General features: G+C 74.7%; 15 protein-coding genes. 7 read left to right on the top strand and 8 right to left on the bottom strand.

Going from position 1 to position 16,604, the window contains the following annotated elements:
• Positions 1 to 104 precede the first annotated feature (104 nt).
• Positions 105 to 1,079: a DUF3152 domain-containing protein gene (locus ACMXGY_RS06630; protein ID WP_483776066.1), complete on the bottom strand. Its 975-nt coding sequence runs from the start codon at positions 1,077 to 1,079 to the stop codon at positions 105 to 107.
• A gap of 66 nt (positions 1,080 to 1,145) precedes the next feature.
• Here ACMXGY_RS06630 and ACMXGY_RS06625 point away from each other — a divergent pair, with 66 nt between their 5' ends.
• Together ACMXGY_RS06625 and ACMXGY_RS06620 are read left to right on the top strand one after the other, a co-directional pair.
• Positions 1,146 to 1,874: a TetR/AcrR family transcriptional regulator gene (locus ACMXGY_RS06625; protein ID WP_483776065.1), complete on the top strand. Its 729-nt coding sequence runs from the start codon at positions 1,146 to 1,148 to the stop codon at positions 1,872 to 1,874.
• Positions 1,875 to 1,981: 107 nt separating this feature from the next.
• Entirely contained in the window at positions 1,982 to 2,206 is a 225-nt protein-coding gene (locus tag ACMXGY_RS06620) for a DUF3107 domain-containing protein (protein WP_483776064.1), read from the top strand.
• A 41-nt stretch (positions 2,207 to 2,247) separates the two neighbouring features.
• On the opposite strand, the gene ACMXGY_RS06615 is transcribed toward ACMXGY_RS06620, so the two are convergent.
• Positions 2,248 to 2,979 carry a ferritin-like fold-containing protein gene (locus ACMXGY_RS06615; protein WP_483776063.1) on the bottom strand — a complete coding sequence of 244 codons (732 nt, stop codon included), beginning with the start codon at positions 2,977 to 2,979 and terminating at the stop codon, positions 2,248 to 2,250.
• 257 nt (positions 2,980 to 3,236) lie between these two features.
• On the opposite strand from ACMXGY_RS06615, the gene ACMXGY_RS06610 reads away from it, so the two are divergent.
• Complete coding sequence (locus tag ACMXGY_RS06610) at positions 3,237 to 4,922, top strand: DEAD/DEAH box helicase (protein ID WP_483776062.1); 1,686 nt, start codon at positions 3,237 to 3,239, stop codon at positions 4,920 to 4,922.
• A 77-nt stretch (positions 4,923 to 4,999) separates the two neighbouring features.
• Here the strand turns inward: ACMXGY_RS06610 and ACMXGY_RS06605 are convergent, their stop codons facing one another.
• The 5 genes from ACMXGY_RS06605 to ACMXGY_RS06585 all read right to left on the bottom strand — a co-directional run bounded on the left by ACMXGY_RS06605 (position 5,000) and on the right by ACMXGY_RS06585 (position 11,211).
• Positions 5,000 to 7,594, bottom strand: a complete 2,595-nt coding sequence (locus tag ACMXGY_RS06605; RefSeq protein ID WP_483776061.1) for a family 20 glycosylhydrolase — start codon at positions 7,592 to 7,594, stop codon at positions 5,000 to 5,002.
• Between the two features lie 207 nt (positions 7,595 to 7,801).
• Positions 7,802 to 8,989 carry a CynX/NimT family MFS transporter gene (locus tag ACMXGY_RS06600; RefSeq protein WP_483776060.1) on the bottom strand — a complete coding sequence of 396 codons (1,188 nt, stop codon included), beginning with the start codon at positions 8,987 to 8,989 and terminating at the stop codon, positions 7,802 to 7,804.
• Positions 8,986 to 9,681, bottom strand: coding sequence for a FadR/GntR family transcriptional regulator (locus tag ACMXGY_RS06595; RefSeq protein ID WP_483776059.1), 696 nt, complete (start codon positions 9,679 to 9,681; stop codon positions 8,986 to 8,988). The genes ACMXGY_RS06600 and ACMXGY_RS06595 overlap by 4 nt, the downstream gene beginning before the upstream one ends.
• Before the next feature lie 61 nt (positions 9,682 to 9,742).
• Entirely contained in the window at positions 9,743 to 10,375 is a 633-nt protein-coding gene (locus tag ACMXGY_RS06590) for a MarC family protein (protein ID WP_483776058.1), read from the bottom strand.
• Complete coding sequence (locus tag ACMXGY_RS06585) at positions 10,372 to 11,211, bottom strand: PHP domain-containing protein (RefSeq protein WP_483776057.1); 840 nt, start codon at positions 11,209 to 11,211, stop codon at positions 10,372 to 10,374. The genes ACMXGY_RS06590 and ACMXGY_RS06585 overlap by 4 nt, the downstream gene beginning before the upstream one ends.
• 122 nt (positions 11,212 to 11,333) lie before the next feature.
• Between ACMXGY_RS06585 and ACMXGY_RS06580 the strand changes: the two genes are divergently transcribed.
• Together ACMXGY_RS06580 and ACMXGY_RS06575 are read left to right on the top strand one after the other, a co-directional pair.
• Positions 11,334 to 12,179: an alpha/beta fold hydrolase gene (locus ACMXGY_RS06580; protein ID WP_483776056.1), complete on the top strand. Its 846-nt coding sequence runs from the start codon at positions 11,334 to 11,336 to the stop codon at positions 12,177 to 12,179.
• The gene (locus ACMXGY_RS06575; RefSeq protein ID WP_483776055.1) at positions 12,176 to 13,816 is read left to right on the top strand and encodes an aminopeptidase P family protein; all 1,641 of its coding nucleotides are present in this window, start codon (positions 12,176 to 12,178) and stop codon (positions 13,814 to 13,816) included. The genes ACMXGY_RS06580 and ACMXGY_RS06575 overlap by 4 nt, the downstream gene beginning before the upstream one ends.
• A gap of 66 nt (positions 13,817 to 13,882) precedes the next feature.
• On the opposite strand, the gene ACMXGY_RS06570 is transcribed toward ACMXGY_RS06575, so the two are convergent.
• Positions 13,883 to 14,698 carry a YflT domain-containing protein gene (locus ACMXGY_RS06570; protein WP_483776054.1) on the bottom strand — a complete coding sequence of 272 codons (816 nt, stop codon included), beginning with the start codon at positions 14,696 to 14,698 and terminating at the stop codon, positions 13,883 to 13,885.
• A gap of 90 nt (positions 14,699 to 14,788) precedes the next feature.
• Here ACMXGY_RS06570 and ACMXGY_RS06565 point away from each other — a divergent pair, with 90 nt between their 5' ends.
• Together ACMXGY_RS06565 and ACMXGY_RS06560 are read left to right on the top strand one after the other, a co-directional pair.
• Positions 14,789 to 16,099, top strand: coding sequence for a magnesium transporter MgtE N-terminal domain-containing protein (locus ACMXGY_RS06565; RefSeq protein ID WP_483776053.1), 1,311 nt, complete (start codon positions 14,789 to 14,791; stop codon positions 16,097 to 16,099).
• Positions 16,092 to 16,601, top strand: coding sequence for a DUF1003 domain-containing protein (locus ACMXGY_RS06560; RefSeq protein WP_483776052.1), 510 nt, complete (start codon positions 16,092 to 16,094; stop codon positions 16,599 to 16,601). The genes ACMXGY_RS06565 and ACMXGY_RS06560 overlap by 8 nt, the downstream gene beginning before the upstream one ends.
• The last annotated feature ends 3 nt before the right edge of the window (positions 16,602 to 16,604 follow it).

Genomic DNA, 16,604 nt, shown 5'->3' with positions numbered 1-16,604 from the left:
GAGCCCCTGCGGGGGTCGGGTCCTGAGCACGGTCCCGATCCCATCACGGGCCACCCACACGCGCGGGCGCGGCACGCCCACCGGTGGGAGCGCCGCGCGCGGCGCTACGGGACGGGCCAGCCGTTGGGGACGCAGCCCTCCGCGGAGATCGTCTGCTGCACCATCACGGGTGCGACCGCGCCCGGTGCCGGGCACGCCTCGTGCCCGTGCCCGAGCACGTGCCCGACCTCGTGGTTGACGAGGTACTGGCGGTACGTCGCGACGTCGTCGCCGAAGTCCGGCGCGCCGACCACCCAGCGCTCGAAGTTGAGCACCGCGACACCCGCGACCGAGTTGCCGCACGAGTACTTCCCCTCGGTCGCGAGGGGCGCGCACAGGCGGTCCGTCGTCGCGGGGCTCGCGAGGACGACGCGGATCGACGCGTCGTCGGCGGCGGTCCGGGAGAACGTGACCCCGTCGGGGCCGGACCAGCCCCGAGGGTCGTTGAGCGTGGCGAGGACGGCGGTCGCGAACGTCTCCCCGTCGACCGGCAGGCCTGCCTCGACCTCGACACGGACCGAGCGCACGGTGCCGGCTCCCGGGGCGGGCACCTCGCCCGGCACGGCGGCGAGCGCGCCGCCCACGTCCGGCACGACCGTGACGTCGCCCACGAGCCCCGAACCCGGCTCGGGGAGCGGCACGACCGGAGCCGTCGGCTGGGCGGGCTCGGGTGTGGCGGTCGGAGCGGGAGACGGAGGAGGCGTCGGCGCGACGAGCGGCTGCGGTCGAGGCGACACGAGGTCGACCAGCCCAGGCCCGTCGCCCTCGTGCTCGGCGCGCTCCACGCCCGAGCGGCTCGCCGCCACGGTGTCGTCACGCTCCGGCGGTGCTTCCCGACCGGCGGTCACAGGAACCGGCTCCACGGGCCCTGGCGCACGCGCCGGGACGTCCCACACCTCGGCCGTCGCGGCACCGGCCGAGAACCCGACGGCGAGGCACGCCGCGACCGCCGTGAGCCGCCGGAGACGCCGTGCGGGTCTGCGCGCAGCACCGGTGACGGTGCCGATGGGGCGGTTCGGGACGGTATGTCTGTCGGGCACCGACCCATCGTCCCACTCCTCGCGACGCCCGGTCGACACCGCGGCCCGTTTCCGTATCCTCCCCCCATGACGGGAGCCGACGAGCGGGGCACGCGGGCCACCGTCGTGCCGGGCGCCCGCACCCGGATGCCGCGCGACGAGCGTCGCACGCAGCTCCTGAGCATCGCCGAGGAGCTCTTCGCCTCCCACGGCTACCACCACATCTCGATGGACGACATCGCCGACCGCGCCGGCGTCGGCAAGCCCGTGCTCTACCGGCACTTCCCGTCCAAGCTCGACCTCTACCTCGCGATCGTCGACGAGCAGGGCGAGCGTCTCGTGCGGTCGGTCGAGACGACGCTCGACCCGTTCCGCGAGGCCCCGCCCGGGACGGCTCCCGGCGACCTCGACGCGCTCGCCGTGGACGGCCTCGCCGTCATCGAGGGCATCGTGCGCGCCTACGTCGCGTACGCGCGGTCCGCCGGGCGCTCGGCGGCGCTGCTCTTCGAGTCGGACGTCATGCGCGACCCGGTCGTGCGCGCCCGGGTGCTCGCGCCCGACACGCACATCGCGGGCGCGTTCGCCGACGTGCTCGCACGGATCACCGAGCTCCACGCCGACGAGGCGCTCGTCGTCGCGCGCACGTGCACGGCGGTCGGGCGCGCCGCGGCGACCGAGGCCGTGCGCCCCGACGGCGTCGCCACCGCCGACGACGTCACGCGGCTCGTCCCCCGGCTCGTGTGGCGCGGGGTGCACGGCATGCTGCGCCGGGACCGCCCGGGTACGCCCGACGCGGCCGGTGCCGAGGGAATCTGACTACTATCGTTCGCGTTGTCGCCGGTGGGACCGCCCTCCGGGCGGTCGAGTCCGTCACCGGGCCGTCATCGCCGCGCGTCGCGCGCGGCCACTGTGAGGAGATGTAAGTGGAAGTCACGATCGGTGTGCAGAACCTGGCCCGCGAGCTCGTCGTCGACACGGACCTGTCCGCCGAGGACGTGGCGACCGCGGTCGCGGACGCCCTGGGCGGCGCTCCCGCGCTCGAGCTCACCGACTCGCGCGGTCGCCGCGTGATCGTCCCGACGACGTCCCTCGGGTACGTCGAGATCGGGACCGAGGAGCAGCGCAGGGTGGGCTTCGGCTCGCTCTGAGCGCACCCGTCAGGAAGGTGGCCTGGCCGCGCCCGGCGCGGTCAGGCCGCCAGGCCGAGGCGGTCCATGCGCCGCGTGTGCTCCGCCGTGAGCCGCGCGAAGACCCACGACTGGGTCGCCGGGGCCGGGCCGCTCGTCCCGCCGGCGCCCACGCCCGCCGCGGCGTCGCCCTCGGTGACGCCCAGCGCGACGAGCCGCGCGAGCGCGGGCCGCTCGGCGAGCACCACGCCGACGACGCCGAGCGCCTCCCCGACGAGGCGCCGGCCCCACAGCGCGAGGCGCGACGCGAGCACCGGGTCCGCCTGCGCCGCTTCCGCGATGACGGGCGCGTACCGCTGCGACGGCGTGTCCTGCGTGAGCGCGTCGACGACGACGCCGCGCGACCGCTCGTCGAGCCCCTGCGCCGCGAGCAGGCAGAAGTCGTCGGCGACGCCCTGGCCCACGTAGCCCTTGAGGATGCCCTCCCACCACGTGCTCGGCCGGGTGCGCGCGTCGAAGTCGTCGAACATCCCGTCGAACGGGGCCATGCACGTCGTGGGGTCTCCCCCGAGCTCGGCCACGCGGTCGAGGACCGACTCCTGCCGGTCGAGCATGGCCGCGGCCAGGCGGGACAGAGCCTGGCGCTGGCGCAGCGTCGGCGCGTGCGCGGCATCTCCCGCGAGGCGGCCGAAGCCCGCGAGCTCGGTGTACGCGACGAGCCCGAGCAGCTCGGTCACGTCGGTGGCCTCCGCCGACGGCAGGGTCGTCTCGGTCGCGTGCTCGGCGTCGCTCATCCCGCCAGGATAGTTCTCGGATATCATGGCCCGCGTACATCGGTTGCCCGGTCGTCCAGACCTCACACGCCAGGAACTCCAGTCGTCCGGCACGACGCCCGACGACGGCAGGCCGGGTCCGCCTCGCGGACCCGCCACGACATCCCGCGATCGGCTGCCGGCCACGAGGCGCGTACGACCGCGACCGGGAGCCTCCCGGGACCGGGCCTGAGGGCCCGCGGACGGTCGCGCGTGCCCGAACGAGACAGAGGCACCCAGTGACCACCACCGACGCGTCCACCACGGACGCCACCCCTGACGTCAGCGCCGACGCGACCGCCGTCGCCGCGAGCGTGCAGGCCGCGAACACGTCCTTCGCCGACTTCGGGGTGCGCCCCGAGATCGTCGAGGCGCTCGCCGACGCGGGCATCACCCACCCCTTCCCCATCCAGGCGATGACGCTGCCGGTCGCGATGTCGGGCCACGACATCATCGGCCAGGCCAAGACGGGGACGGGCAAGACCCTCGGCTTCGGCGTCCCGCTCCTGCACCGTGTCGTCGCGCCGGGCGAGCCGGGCTTCGACGAGCTGCCGTCCCCCGGCAAGCCGCAGGCGCTCGTCGTCGTCCCGACGCGCGAGCTCGCGGTCCAGGTCGCGAACGACCTCGCCACGGCGTCGAGGCGCCGCTCGGTGCGCATCGTCCAGCTCTACGGCGGGCGCGCGTACGAGCCGCAGGTCGAGGCGCTGACGCGCGGCGTCGAGGTCGTCGTCGGCACCCCCGGCCGGATGATCGACCTCATGAACCAGGGGCACCTCAACCTCACGCGTGCCGCGACGGTCGTGCTCGACGAGGCCGACGAGATGCTCGACCTCGGCTTCCTGCCCGACGTGGAGAAGATCCTCGCCCGCACGCCGGCCCAGCGGCACACGATGCTGTTCTCCGCGACCATGCCGGGCGCCGTCGTGTCGATGGCCCGCCGCTACATGAAGCAGCCGACGCACATCCGCGCGAACGACCCCGACGACGGCGGCCAGACGGTCAAGAACATCGAGCAGGTCGTCTACCGCGCGCACGCGCTCGACAAGGTCGAGGTCCTCGCGCGCATCCTCCAGGCCCAGGGCCGCGGTCGCACGATCGTCTTCGCGCGCACCAAGCGCACGGCGGCGAAGGTCGCGGACGAGCTCGTCGACCGCGGCTTCGCGGCCGGGTCCATCCACGGCGACCTCGGCCAGGGCGCGCGCGAGCAGGCGCTGCGCGCGTTCCGCAACGGCAAGATCGACGTGCTCGTCGCGACCGACGTCGCGGCACGCGGCATCGACGTCGACGACGTCACGCACGTCGTCAACTACCAGTGCCCCGAGGACGAGAAGACGTACCTGCACCGCACGGGTCGTACCGGCCGCGCGGGCAACAAGGGCACCGCGGTGACCTTCGTGGACTGGGACGACCTCCCCCGCTGGGGCCTCATCGACAAGGCGCTCGACCTCGGCATCCCCGAGCCGGCGGAGACGTACTCGAGCTCGCCGCACCTGTACACCGACCTCCACATCCCCGAGGGCACGAAGGGTCGCCTGCCGAAGGACCAGCGGACGCTCGCGGGCCTGGACGCGGAGGAGATCGAGGACCTCGGCGAGACGGGCAAGCGTCACACGCCCGCGGGCGGGTCGCGCGGCGGCCGGTCCGAGCAGGGCGGCCGTGGCGGGCGCGAGCGCTCGGGCGAGCGTGGCGGCGACCGCGGCCGCTCCGAGCGTGGCGGCCGCGGTGAGCGCAGCCGTCCGGCCGAGCAGGCCCGCACCGAGCGTCCCGACGGCGACCGGGCGGCCGCGACCGGTGAGAACCCCGGCGGGTCCGCCGAGGGCGGCGAGCGCCGTCGTCGCTCGCGCAGCCGTCGTCGCACGCGCGGCGGCAAGCCGGTCGAGCAGCAGGGCGGCGCCCCGGCGTCCACGCCGATCCCCGGCGAGTAGCCCGTACGACGACGAAACCCCGGGTCCCCCACCGTCACCGACCGGTGGGGAGCGACCCGGGGTTCGTCGTCTCCGGCTCAGCCGCAGGTGGTCGCGGCCAAGTCGACGTCCACCGCCGTGGCGGGCCCGTCGGACGCGCCCGCCGCCGTCGCCGTCACGGTCGCCGTCGACGCCGGGACCGACGTCGACCGCGCCGTGAACGTCTGGTAGGCCGACCTCCCCGGCTCGACGTCCCCGAAGGTCCGCGTCCCCCACGGTGTCGTAACGACGACGTCGAGCGCGACGTCGTCCGTGTTGAGTACCCGCACGGCGACGCCCGCGCGGCCCGCGAGGCAGCGCACCTGCGCGTCGACCTGGACGTCGGGGCCGTCCTCCGGCCGCACCGCGGCGTACAGGTCGGCCACGTCCGAGGACCCGAGAGCGCCCGTGTACACGCGCAGGTCGTCGACCTCCACCGCGGCGGAGTCGGTCGCCCCGGGCCAGCCCGGCGCGTCCCAGAGCCGGCCGAGCTGGTCGATCCCCAGGGCAGGCGACGCCGGCACCTGGCCGACCTCGACGCCGTCGACGTAGACCCGGGTCGTGCCGCCGTCCGCCGTGAGCGTGAGGTGCACCCACTCGCCGACCGGCGTCGCGTACGGCGAGGCGTGGTCGGCGACCCCGAGCTGGGTGATCCCGATCCGTCCGGTGTCGGGGTACTGCTCGAGCTTCACGGCGGTCCGGACGCCCGCGGTAGTGTCCGAGACGAGGACCGAGCTGCGACGGGCGTCGGTGCGCTTCACCCAGGCCGCGAGCGTCCACGGTCCCTGGACCGCTGCTGCCCCGAGCCGCACGCCGTCGTCGACGCCGTCGAGCGCGATGCCGCCGCCCTGCTGCGCCTCGACCCATCCGGCGCCGTCGACGGCGGCCTGCGCGCCCGTGACCGCGTCGAGCGCCGTCGTTCCGTCGCCCTCGTCGAACGTCCAGTGGTGGGCGAGCTCCGGGTCGACGGGCTCGACCGGCTCCCACGCGACGTCGGGCGCCCGGTACCAGCCGTAGCCGAGCTCGGTCCAGCGCTCGCCGTGCGGCACGAGACGCTGCACGAACTGGTCGTAGTCGCGTCCTGCGGGCGACCACGCGACCTCGGCGATCGCGGGCATGCGCGGGAACGTCATGTGGTCGGTGTAGACCGCGGGCGGGATGAACTGGTCGAGGCTCGTCGGCAGGCTGCTGCTGCCCCGGTACGCACGGTCGGCCCACAGCGACGCCTCGACTCCCGCGACCTGCTCCTCCGTGGCGAGCCGGACGGTGCCGTCCGTGCTCGACAGCTCGGTCAGCGGGTCCCAGTCGTAGGCGCGACGGAGGTTGACGATCGCCGCCCACTGCAGGCCGTACGGCGTCGAGGCGTCGTACTTCATGTCCGTGTACGCGCGGTCCGCGGGCGAGACGACGAGACGCGCGCCGGCCTCGAGGGCCGAGCGCACCTCCCGCACGTCGACCGACTCGTTCGCGGTGCCGATCGTCGGGCGGTTGCGGGACGCGACGCCCCAGTACTGCATGAGGCTGCCGGCCGGGAGCGTGGAGCCCTGCGCCCACTGGTGCCAGCCCACGATCGTCTTCCCGTGCGCCGTGGCGATCTCGTTGGCCATCGCCGTGTACGCCTCGTACCAGCCGGCGGGCGGGTCCGGCACCTCGTCACCGCCGAGGTGGAGGTAGCGGCCGGGGTTCTGCGCCGCGACCGACGCGATGACCTTCTCGAGGTAGTCGCGCACGTTCGCGGCGTTCTCGGGCGTCGCGCAGACCATGGGATTGCCGACGTCGAACCCGTAGTACGGCGCCCTGGGCCGGCCGTCGCAGTTGAGGGACCCGATCGCGGCCTGTGCGGCGAGCGTGTGCCCCGGACCGTCGATCTCGGGCACGACCTCGATGTACCGCGACGCCGCGTAGTCGACGATCTCGGCGTAGTCGGCCTTGGAGTAGAACCACGGGTCCCCGGAGTTGGTCCCCGGCGCCCAGCCGCTCTGCGTCTGTCCCCCGATCTCGGTGAGCGCGGGCAGCTCGTCCACGACGATGCGCCAGCCCTGGTCGTCCGTGAGGTGCAGGTGCAGCGTGTTGAGCTTGTACAGCGCCATCTGGTCGATGTAGCGCTTGACGTCCTCGACCGGGTAGAACCGGCGCGCCGTGTCGAGCATCGACGAGCGGTACGCGAACCGCGGCTCGTCCGTGATCTCGACGGCCGGGAGGAACCAGTCCTCGTCCTGGACGGTGTCGGCCTCGATCGCCGCGGGCAGGAGCTGGCGCAGCGTCTGGACGCCGCGGAACAGGCCCGCGGTGCTCGGCGAGACGAGGCGCACGACGTCGTCCGTCACCGTGAGCGTGTAGCGCTCGGTCTCCGTCTCGTCGAGGCCTGCGACCGGCTCGACGGAGAGCTCGACGGCAGGACCGTCCCCGGCCGCGTCCGTCACGGGGACCTCGTACCCGGTCGCCGGTCGCAGGAGCGTGGCGAGGTACTTCCCGACCGGGGCGGCGTCCCCGGGGGCGACCACGTGCGCCGTCGGGCCGACGACGAAGGCCGGCCCGTCCCCGACCGCCACCTCGGCGGGGCGCGGGACGAGGGCGAGTTCGGTCGCCGAGGCGGGTGGCTCGTCGGCCGCTGTAGCGGGCGCCACGGCCGGCGCCAGGCCGAGAGCGAGCACGGCGGCGATCCCGGCGCCGAGGGCTCGGGTCCCCCGAACGGCCGGCCCCCCGGGCCGTCGTCGGGAAGGGGAGGGAGGTCTGTTCAGGGGGTTCACGGGCACTCCTCGTCGAGTCGGCGTGGTTCCCGGCATCCTCGCCCGAGCACGCGTCGCGTGTCAATATCTGACTGATACGACGTCTAATCGTTCACGATCAGTCATTCCGCCCTAGCCGACATGCTGGTCCCGCCCTGCGAACCAGACCGCGACGCCCTGCACGACGGCGGCCGCCACGAGCAGGAGCAGCGGGAGCGTCCACGAGCCCGTGGCGTCGTGCGCGAACCCCAGGCCGATGGGGCCGCCCGCCGCCAGGAGGTACCCGGCGCTCTGCGCCATGCCGGAGAGCTCGGACGTGCGGGCGGCGTCCCGCGCGCGCAGCGCCATGAGGGTCAGCGCGAGGCTGATGCCGCCGCCCTGCCCGAGACCGACGAGCACGACCCACGCCACCGCAGCCCCCGGCGCGAGCGCGAGGCCGAGGAGCCCGGTCCCGACCAGGACGACGAGCACGACGCCGATGCCCCGCTGACGACGCATCCGGCCGGCGAGGACGGGGGTGACGAACGACCCTGCGATCCCGGCGAGGTTGCACAGCGCGAGCAGCCAGCCGCCCGCCTCCGGTGTCCGGCCGAGCCCGACCATGATCGCCGGGAGCCACGCGTTGACCGCGTAGAAGGACAGCGACTGCATCCCCATGACGACCGTCACCGCCCAGGCGAGCGGGCTGCGCCACACGGACCGGGCACCGCCCGGGGCGTGCACCGGTCGGAACGCCGTCGCGCCGACCGGGTCGGGACGCAGCGCGCGCGGCACCCACACCACCACGGCGAGCACCGCCAGGAGGCCCCAGCTCGCCAGCGCGCCGCGCCAGTCGAGCCCCGCCGCTGCCGCGACGGGCAGAGTCAGGCCCGCCGCGAGCGCCGCGCCGCCGGAGAGCGCCATCGAGTAGAGGCCCGTCATGAGACCGACGCGGTCGGCGAAGTCGCGCTTGATCAGCGCGGGCAGCAGCACGTTCCCGAGCCCGATCGCGCTGCCCGCGACGACGGTCCCGGCGAACAGCCCCCACGTCTCGGGGACGAGGCGCAGCGCGAAGCCCACGCACAGCACGACGAGGCTCCAGAAGAGCGCACGCTCCAGACCCCATCGCCGCGCGAGCACGGGGGCGACCGGCGCGAGCAGCCCGAAGCACAGGACGGGAAGCGTCGTGAGCACCCCGGCCGCCGTCGCGCTGAGGCCCTCCTCGGCCTGGATCTCGCCGAGCAGCGGGGAGATCGCGACGACGGCCGGGCGCAGGTTGAGCGCCGCGAGGACGATCGCGACGACGGCGCCGACGCCGAGCGGCCGGCGCAGCGCGCTCACGCGGCCCCGCCGCGCGCGACCGCCTCGACGAGGTGCGCCCGGACCGCGTCGATCGTCGCGGCCACCGCCGCCTCGGCCGCGTCCGGGTCCTGCGCCCGTATCGCCGCGACCACCTCCTCGTGGCCGGGGACGTCACGATCGTGCCGCCGCCGCTCGCCCGACGGGAACGTCCGCACGAGGGCGTGGTCCAGCCCGTCGTAGAGGTCGGCGAGCAGGCGGTTCCCGGCGGCGCGCACGACCTCGGCGTGGAACGCGACGTCGGCGGCCTGGAACGCGTCCTCGTCGGCGTCGCGCGCGGCGACCTGCGCGGCGAGCGCCGCCTCGAGCCTCGCCACGGCGTCGGGGTCGCACCGCTCGCCCGCGGCTCGTGCCGCCCCGCGCTCGAGGATGCCGCGCACCTCGAGCACCTGGAGCGCGTCGGTGGTCCTGGCGCGGCGCGTCAGGGCGGCGTCGAGACCGTCGGCGGCGCGGACGTACGTGCCGTCGCCGCGCCGGGGCTCGAGGATGCCGGCGTGCTCGAGCGCCCGGACGGCCTCCCGCACGGTGTTGCGCCCGACGCCGAGCTCGGCCACGAGCTCCGGCTCCGGCGGGATGCGGGTGCCCACGGGCCACTCACCGCTCGCCACGCGCTCGCTGAGGCGTTCGACGACGAGCTCGGAGACCTTGCGGGGAGGGAGGATCGGCTGGGTCACCGAAAGAACCTAACATCCCCTGTTTCGTTGTGTCCGGAGCGCCGCCCGGGCGCGTGACGGGCTATGCGGCCTCGATGAACTGCGTGACCGCGTCGGCGACGAGCTGGACGGCGATCGCGGCGAGCAGCAGACCCGCGATGCGGGTCACGAGGATGGTGCCCGAGTCGCCGAGCACGCGGTTGATGACGTTCGCGAAGCGCATGGACAGCCACAGGCACAGGTGCACGGCGACGACGCCCGCGACGATGGCGACCCACTCCGCGACCCCGCCGCCGCGCTCTCCCGCGCGCTGGACGAAGACCATCGTCGCGACGATCGCGCCCGGGCCCGCGAGCAGCGGCGTCCCGAGCGGCACGAGGGCGACGTTGACGCCCTTGTTGCCCGACGGCTGCGGCTCCTCCATCTTGCCGGTGAGCAGCTCCATCGCGACGAGCAGGAGGAGCAGCCCGCCCGCCGTCTGCAGCGCCGGCAGCGAGATGTGCATGTAGCTGAGGATCTGCTGGCCGAACACCGCGAACGCCACGATCACGCCGAACGCAACGAGGATCGCGGTCCGGGCGGCCTGGTTGCGCTGCTTGGCGCCCATCGCGCTCGTCAGGCCCAGGAACACCGGCACCGTGCCGGGTGGGTCCATGATGACGAACAGCGTGACGAAGACCTCCGTGAACAGCCGGACGTCGAAGAAGTCGTTCACCTGATCACGTCCAGCTGTCCCTGTTCCTCGATCTGCGCCAGCACGGTCGGTGCTGTCGTGTTCTCCCCGAGCCGGTTCGGTTTGCCGGCCCCGTGGTAGTCGCTCGACCCGGTGACGAACAGGCCCAGGGTGCGGGCCAGGTCCTCGAGCCGTGTGCGCTGCCGCTCGTCGTGGTCGCGGTGGAACACCTCGAGCCCCGCGAGCCCCGCCGCCGCCATCTCCTCGATGACGGAGTCGGCGACGACGCGCCCCCGACCGTCCGCGCCCGGGTGGGCGAAGACGGGCACTCCCCCCGCGGCACGCACGCCGCGCACGGCAGCGACCGCGCCGGGTGCGTAGTGGGGCACGTAGTACGGGGTGCCGGGCGCGAGGATCGTCGCGAACGCGGCCGAGCGGTCGGCCACGTGCCCGGCGGCGACGAGCGCGTCCGCGATGTGCGGCCGCCCGATCGTCGTGCCCTCGACGGTCTGCGCGAGCACATCCTCCCACGTGATCGGGTAGTCCTCGCCGAGCAGGTCGACCATGCGGCGCGCGCGGCTCGTGCGCGCGTCGCGCGTGCGGTCGAGCTCGGCGAGCAGCGCCTCGTGCGCCGGGTCGTGCAGGTAGGACAGCACGTGCACGCTGATGCCGCCCGAGCGTGCGGAGATCTCCGCGCCGCGCACGAGCGCGACGCCGTGGCGCAGCGCCGCGTCGGTCGCCTGCGCCCAGCCGGCGGTCGTGTCGTGGTCCGTGAGCGCGACGACGTCGAGCCCGGCAGCGGCCGCGTCGGCGACGACCTGCCCCGGCGCGTCCGTGCCGTCGGACGCCGTCGAGTGGGTGTGGAGGTCGATGCGCACGAGCCCCAGGATAGTGACGGGGCGCCACCGGACCCGCACACGATGTGCACACGGGCCACCGCCCCTCATCATGGCCGTCCCAGGCTGGGGTGCCACAGTCGTCGTCGATGAGCCTGACCTCGATGACCCCAGCCCCCGTCCCCGCCGTCGCCTCGGCCGAGCCGCCCGCCGTCGTCTTCGTCCACGGCATGCGCACCTCCGGGGCGATCTGGGACCGCCAGGTCGCCCACGTCCGGGACCTCGGGCACGACGCCGTCGCCGTCGACCTTCCCGCCCACGGCACGCGGGCGCACGAGCGGTTCACGCTCGACCGCTCGTTCGAGGTGCTCGACGACGCCGCGGCGTCCTTCGGGGCGGACCGGCGAGTCGTGCTCGTCGGCCTCTCGCTCGGCGGCTACACGTCGCTCGCCTGGGCGGCGCGCCGACCGACGAACCTCGCGGGCGTCGTCGCGGCCGCGTGCACGTCGGACCCCAAGGGCAAGCCCGTCGCTCTGTTCCGCGACGTCGCCCGCCTCGTCGTCGCGGGCGGCGGAGGCCTCGGTCGTGGCGCTCGCTGGGCGGCGCGCACGACCACGAGCGCGTGGGGGACGATCGCCCGGGCCGGCCGCACGCTCCCGGGCGGCGCGTCGTCGTCGTACCTGCTCTCGGGGCCCGCGGACGCCGGTCGGGCGTCCGCCCACCGGCCCGGCTGGGACGTCGTCACCGACGCGCTCACCCAGCTCGCGGGACGCTCGTGGCTCGCCCACGTGCGCGACGTCGACGTCCCCGTGTGGCTCGTCAACGGCGCGCGCGACCACCTGCGCCTCGACGAGCAGCGCTACCTCGCGGCGGCCGCGGACGCCGCGCTCGTCGTCGTCCCGCGGGCCGGCCACGACGTCAACAGCGAGGCTCCCGACGCGTTCAACCACGTGCTCGGGCGCGCGCTCGCGGACTTCGGCCGCGCGCGCGGTGCGAGACTGGGTGCATGACCGACGCCACCCCCGTCACTCCCGAGTCCCCCGAGCACGGCAGCCCTGTCGAGGGCCAGGACCTGGCCGCGCGCGGCAGCAACCGCTCGCAGCGACCGGACTCCGACGCCTTCAAGGCCTTCATCACGAGCGGCTGGGCGCCGCGCGAGGAGCTCGACGTCGAGCCCCTCCCCGCCGCCCCGTTCACCGCAGAGCGGCGTGCAGCGCTCTCGGCACGGTTCCCCGGCGCGCGCCTCGTCGTGCCCGCCGGCCCGCTGAAGACGCGCTCGAACGACACCGACTACCGGTTCCGGCCGCACTCCGCGTTCGCGCACCTCACCGGCTACGGCACGGACCAGGAGCCCGACGCCGTGCTCGTGCTGCACCCGGTCGAGCCCGGCACGGGCGACGGCGGCAGCGACCACCACGCCGTGCTGTACGTCCGCCCGCTCGCCGCGCGCGACACCGAGGAGTTCTACGCCGACTCGCGCTACGGCGAGTTCTGGGTCGGCGCGCGTCCGTCGCTCGACGACGTCGCGACGGCCACCGGGATCGACGCCCGCCACGTCGACGAGCTGCGCGACGCGCTCGCGAAGGACGTCGGCCCCGGCGGCGTGACGCTGCTCGTCGTCGCGGGCGCGGACGAGGCCGTCGAGGCGCTCGTCGAGGCGATCCGCGCCGAGGCCGGTCTCGACGAGGCCGAGTCGAGCGAGGTGGCGGCCGAGGCGGCGCAGGACGAGCAGCTCACCGAGGCCGAGTGGCTCGAGCGCGCGCACGCGGCGTACCGCCGCACCGACGCCGCGCTCGTCGAGGCCGTCTCCGAGCTGCGGCTCGTCAAGGACGCGCACGAGGTCGAGCAGATGCGCGAGGCCGTCGCGGCGACCATCGCGGGCTTCGAGGACGTCGTGCGGAACCTGCCGCGCGCGCTCGGCCACCGCCGCGGCGAGCGCGTGATCGAGACGACGTTCGACGCGCACGCGCGCCTCGAGGGCAACACGGTCGGCTACGAGACCATCGCCGCCGCGGGCGAGCACGCGACGACGCTGCACTGGATCCGCAACGACGGCGTCGTCCGGTCCGGAGAGCTCGTGCTGCTCGACGCGGGCGTCGAGGTCGACTCGCTGTACACCGCGGACGTCACGCGCACGCTGCCCGTGGACGGGGAGTTCACCGAGGTGCAGCGCCGCATCTACCAGGCGGTGCTCGACGCCGCGGACGCCGCGTTCGCCGTCGCCGTCCCGGGCGCGCGGTTCCGCGACATCCACGCGGCGGCCATGGAGGTCATCGCGGCGCGGCTCGAGGAGTGGGGGCTGCTCCCCGTGAGCGCCGAGGAGTCGCTGTCGCCCGAGGGCCAGCAGCACCGACGCTGGATGGTGCACGGCACGAGCCACCACCTGGGCCTCGACGTGCACGACTGCGCGCAGGCTCGCCGCGAGCTCTACCTCGACGGCGTGCTCGAGCCGGGCATGGTCTTCACCATCGAGCCCGGGCTCTACTTCAAGGCCGACGACCTCGCCGTCCCCGAGGAGTACCGCGGCATCGGTGTGCGCATCGAGGACGACGTGCTCGTCACCGCGGACGGCAACGAGAACCTCTCCGCGGCGCTCCCCCGCCGCCCCGAGGACGTCGAGGCCTGGATGGCCCGCCTCCGCGGCTGAGCGCTGACGCGCGCGACGAGGGCCGGGCGACGGACGTAGGTGTCCGCCTCCCGGCCCTCGCCGTCGTCAGGCGGGTCGTTCCGGCTGGTCCGACTGCTGCTCCGGGGCCGGGGGCGGCTCGGTCGGCTGGTCCGACGCCGGCCGCATCGCCCCGTAGCGCGGCTCGCCCGAGGGAGTGGTCCAGCGCGGGTCCGGGGTCCGGGCAGGGGTGGGCTGGGCCGGCGCGGCCGGCTGGGGCGGTGCCGCGGGCGGCACGGTGCCCGACTGCGGCTGCGCGGCGGGGACGGGAGGCGCGTCGTGGGCAGGCGGCGCCGTCGGGGCGCCACCCTGACCGGGCGCCTGCGGGCCCGCGGGCGTGCCCCAGGTCGGGTTGGCGGGGGCGGCGGCGGCCCGGACGCCGCCCGCACCCTCGGGCATGCGGGACAGGAGCTGGCGCGCCTCGCCGGCGCGCTCCGGCGCGCAGAGGATCCCGTAGGCCGACGCGACGATCTGGCTCTGCGACGTGAAGTCGCGCTTGCCCTGCGTGAGCGCGTAGGAGAGCACCGAGAAGAGCAGGCCGAAGCCCGCGCCGATCCCGATCGCCGTGAGGACGAACGCGCCGTCGCCGGAGAACAGGAAGAGCAGCACGCCGACGAAGAGGCCGAACCACGCACCCGACGCCGCGCCCGCGATCGCGACGCGCCCGTAGGTGAGGCGCCCCGTGACCCGCTCGACCATCTTGAGGTCGGTGCCGACGATCGTCACGAGCTCGACCGCGAACTTGTTGTCCGAGAGGTAGTCGACGGCCTTCTGCGCCTCGAGGTAGGTCGCGTACGACGCGATCTGCTCACCACGTGGCGGGGTCGGGACTCGGGGGACGGCACCCGGGCGTGTCATGCTCATTCGCCCAGTCTGTCCTACTGCGCACGCGGGCGCGAGGGGCGCGCCGCGACGCGTCCGGCGGCACGGGCGGCGCGTGCGTAGGCTGGCCGCGTGAGTGCAGCCACCACCGTCTTCGTCGCGCGCCTGGCCGGGACCAGCGTGTTCGACCCCATCGGCGACCAGGTGGGGCGCGTCCGGGACGTCGTCGTCCTGCTGCGCCCGAAGGGGGCGCCGCGCGCGGTGGGGCTCGTCGTCGAGGTGCCGGGGCGGCGCCGCGTGTTCCTGCCGCTCACACGCGTGACGAGCATCGACTCCGGCCAGGTCATCTCGACCGGGCTCGTGAACATGCGCCGGTTCGAGCAGCGCGCGATGGAGTCGCTCGCCGTGAGCGAGCTGCTCGAGCGCACGGTCCAGCTCGCGGACGGGTCCGGCTCGGCGACGGTGGAGGACCTCGCGATCGAGCGTCAGCGCACCGGCGACTGGCTCGTGACCAAGCTCTACGTGCGCCGTCAGACCCCGCACAAGGGCGGGCTGAGCCTGCGCCGGCGCGGTGACGCGTTCGTGGTCGACGCCGACGCCGTCACCGGGCTCGCCGGGAGCACCCAGGCGCAGGGCGCCGCGATGCTGCTCGCCGCGTACGACGACCTGAAGCCCGCGGACCTCGCCGACGTGATCCACGACCTCGGCGACACGCGCCGCCTCGAGGTTGCGGGCGCGCTCGACAACGAGCGGCTCGCGGACGTGCTCGAGGAGCTTCCCGAGGACGACCAGGTCGCGATCCTGTCGGGGCTGGACAACGACCGCGCGGCCGACGTGCTCGAGGCCATGCAGCCCGACGACGCGGCCGACCTCCTGCACGAGCTGCCCGAGGCGCAGGCGGCCCAGCTCCTCGAGCTCATGGAGCCCGAGGACGCGCGCGACGTGCGCCGCCTCCTCGCGTACGACGAGGACACGGCGGGCGGCCTCATGACGAGCGAGCCCGTCGTGCTCGGCCCCGAGACGACGATCGCCACGGCGCTCGCGCAGATCCGGCGCAAGGACCTCGCGCCCGCGCTCGCCTCGATGGTGTTCGTGGCCCGACCGCCGCTCGAGACCCCGACCGGGCGGTTCCTCGGGGTCGCGCACTTCCAGCGCCTGCTGCGCGAGCCCCCGCACGCCGCCGTCGGGTCGGTGCTCGACTCGGACGTCGAGGGCGTCACCCCCGACGCGCCGCTCGGCCGCGTGACGCGCATCCTCGCGACCTACGACCTGCTGTGCGTCCCCGTGCTCGACCCGCAGAAGCGCCTGCTGGGCGCGATCAGCGTGGACGACGTGCTCGACCACATGCTCCCCGACGACTGGCGCGAGACGGACGACGACGTCGACACCGACGCCGCCCGCAGCTCCGTCGCGAACGACGGGTCGGGGGTGGCCCGTGGCTGACCGCCTCGACACGCCCAAGTCGGCCCGGCGCTCCCTCATCCCCCGGGTCCGCGTGGACCAGGACGCCGTCGGGGCGGCGACGGAGGGGATCGCGCGGTTCCTCGGCACGCCGCGCTTCCTCGTCTACCTCACGGTGTTCTGCGCCGTGTGGATCATCTGGAACTCGTGGGGTCCGGAGGGGCTGCGGTTCGACTCCGCCGAGTTCGGTTTCACGGCGCTCACGCTCATGCTCTCGCTCCAGGCGTCGTACGCCGCGCCGCTCATCCTGCTCGCGCAGAACCGCCAGGACGACCGTGACCGCGTCACCGCCGAGCAGGACCGCCAGCGCGCCGAGCGCAACCTCGCCGACACCGAGTACCTCGCGCGCGAGATGGCGGCCCTGCGCATCGCGCTGAGCGAGGTCGCGACGCGCGACTTCGTGCGCTCGGAGATCCGCAACCTCCTCGAGGAGCTCGAGGAGAAGTCCGCCCGCCAGGACGAGGAACCCGCACCGCGCGACTGACCG

This window comes from Cellulosimicrobium sp. G4 BAM 1002 (genome assembly GCF_057126935.1).
This window is presented reverse-complemented; position numbering and strand designations above follow the sequence as displayed.

Excerpts from the sequence above, each read along its gene's own strand:
- ACMXGY_RS06625 (WP_483776065.1), top strand. The coding sequence starts at position 1,146 with ATGACGGGAGCCGACGAGCGGGGCACGCGGGCCACCGTCGTGCCGGGC.
- ACMXGY_RS06615 (WP_483776063.1), bottom strand. The coding sequence starts at position 2,979 with ATGAGCGACGCCGAGCACGCGACCGAGACGACCCTGCCGTCGGCGGAG.
- ACMXGY_RS06570 (WP_483776054.1), bottom strand. The coding sequence starts at position 14,698 with ATGAGCATGACACGCCCGGGTGCCGTCCCCCGAGTCCCGACCCCGCCA.
- ACMXGY_RS06575 (WP_483776055.1), top strand. The coding sequence starts at position 12,176 with ATGACCGACGCCACCCCCGTCACTCCCGAGTCCCCCGAGCACGGCAGC.
- ACMXGY_RS06580 (WP_483776056.1), top strand. The coding sequence starts at position 11,334 with ATGACCCCAGCCCCCGTCCCCGCCGTCGCCTCGGCCGAGCCGCCCGCC.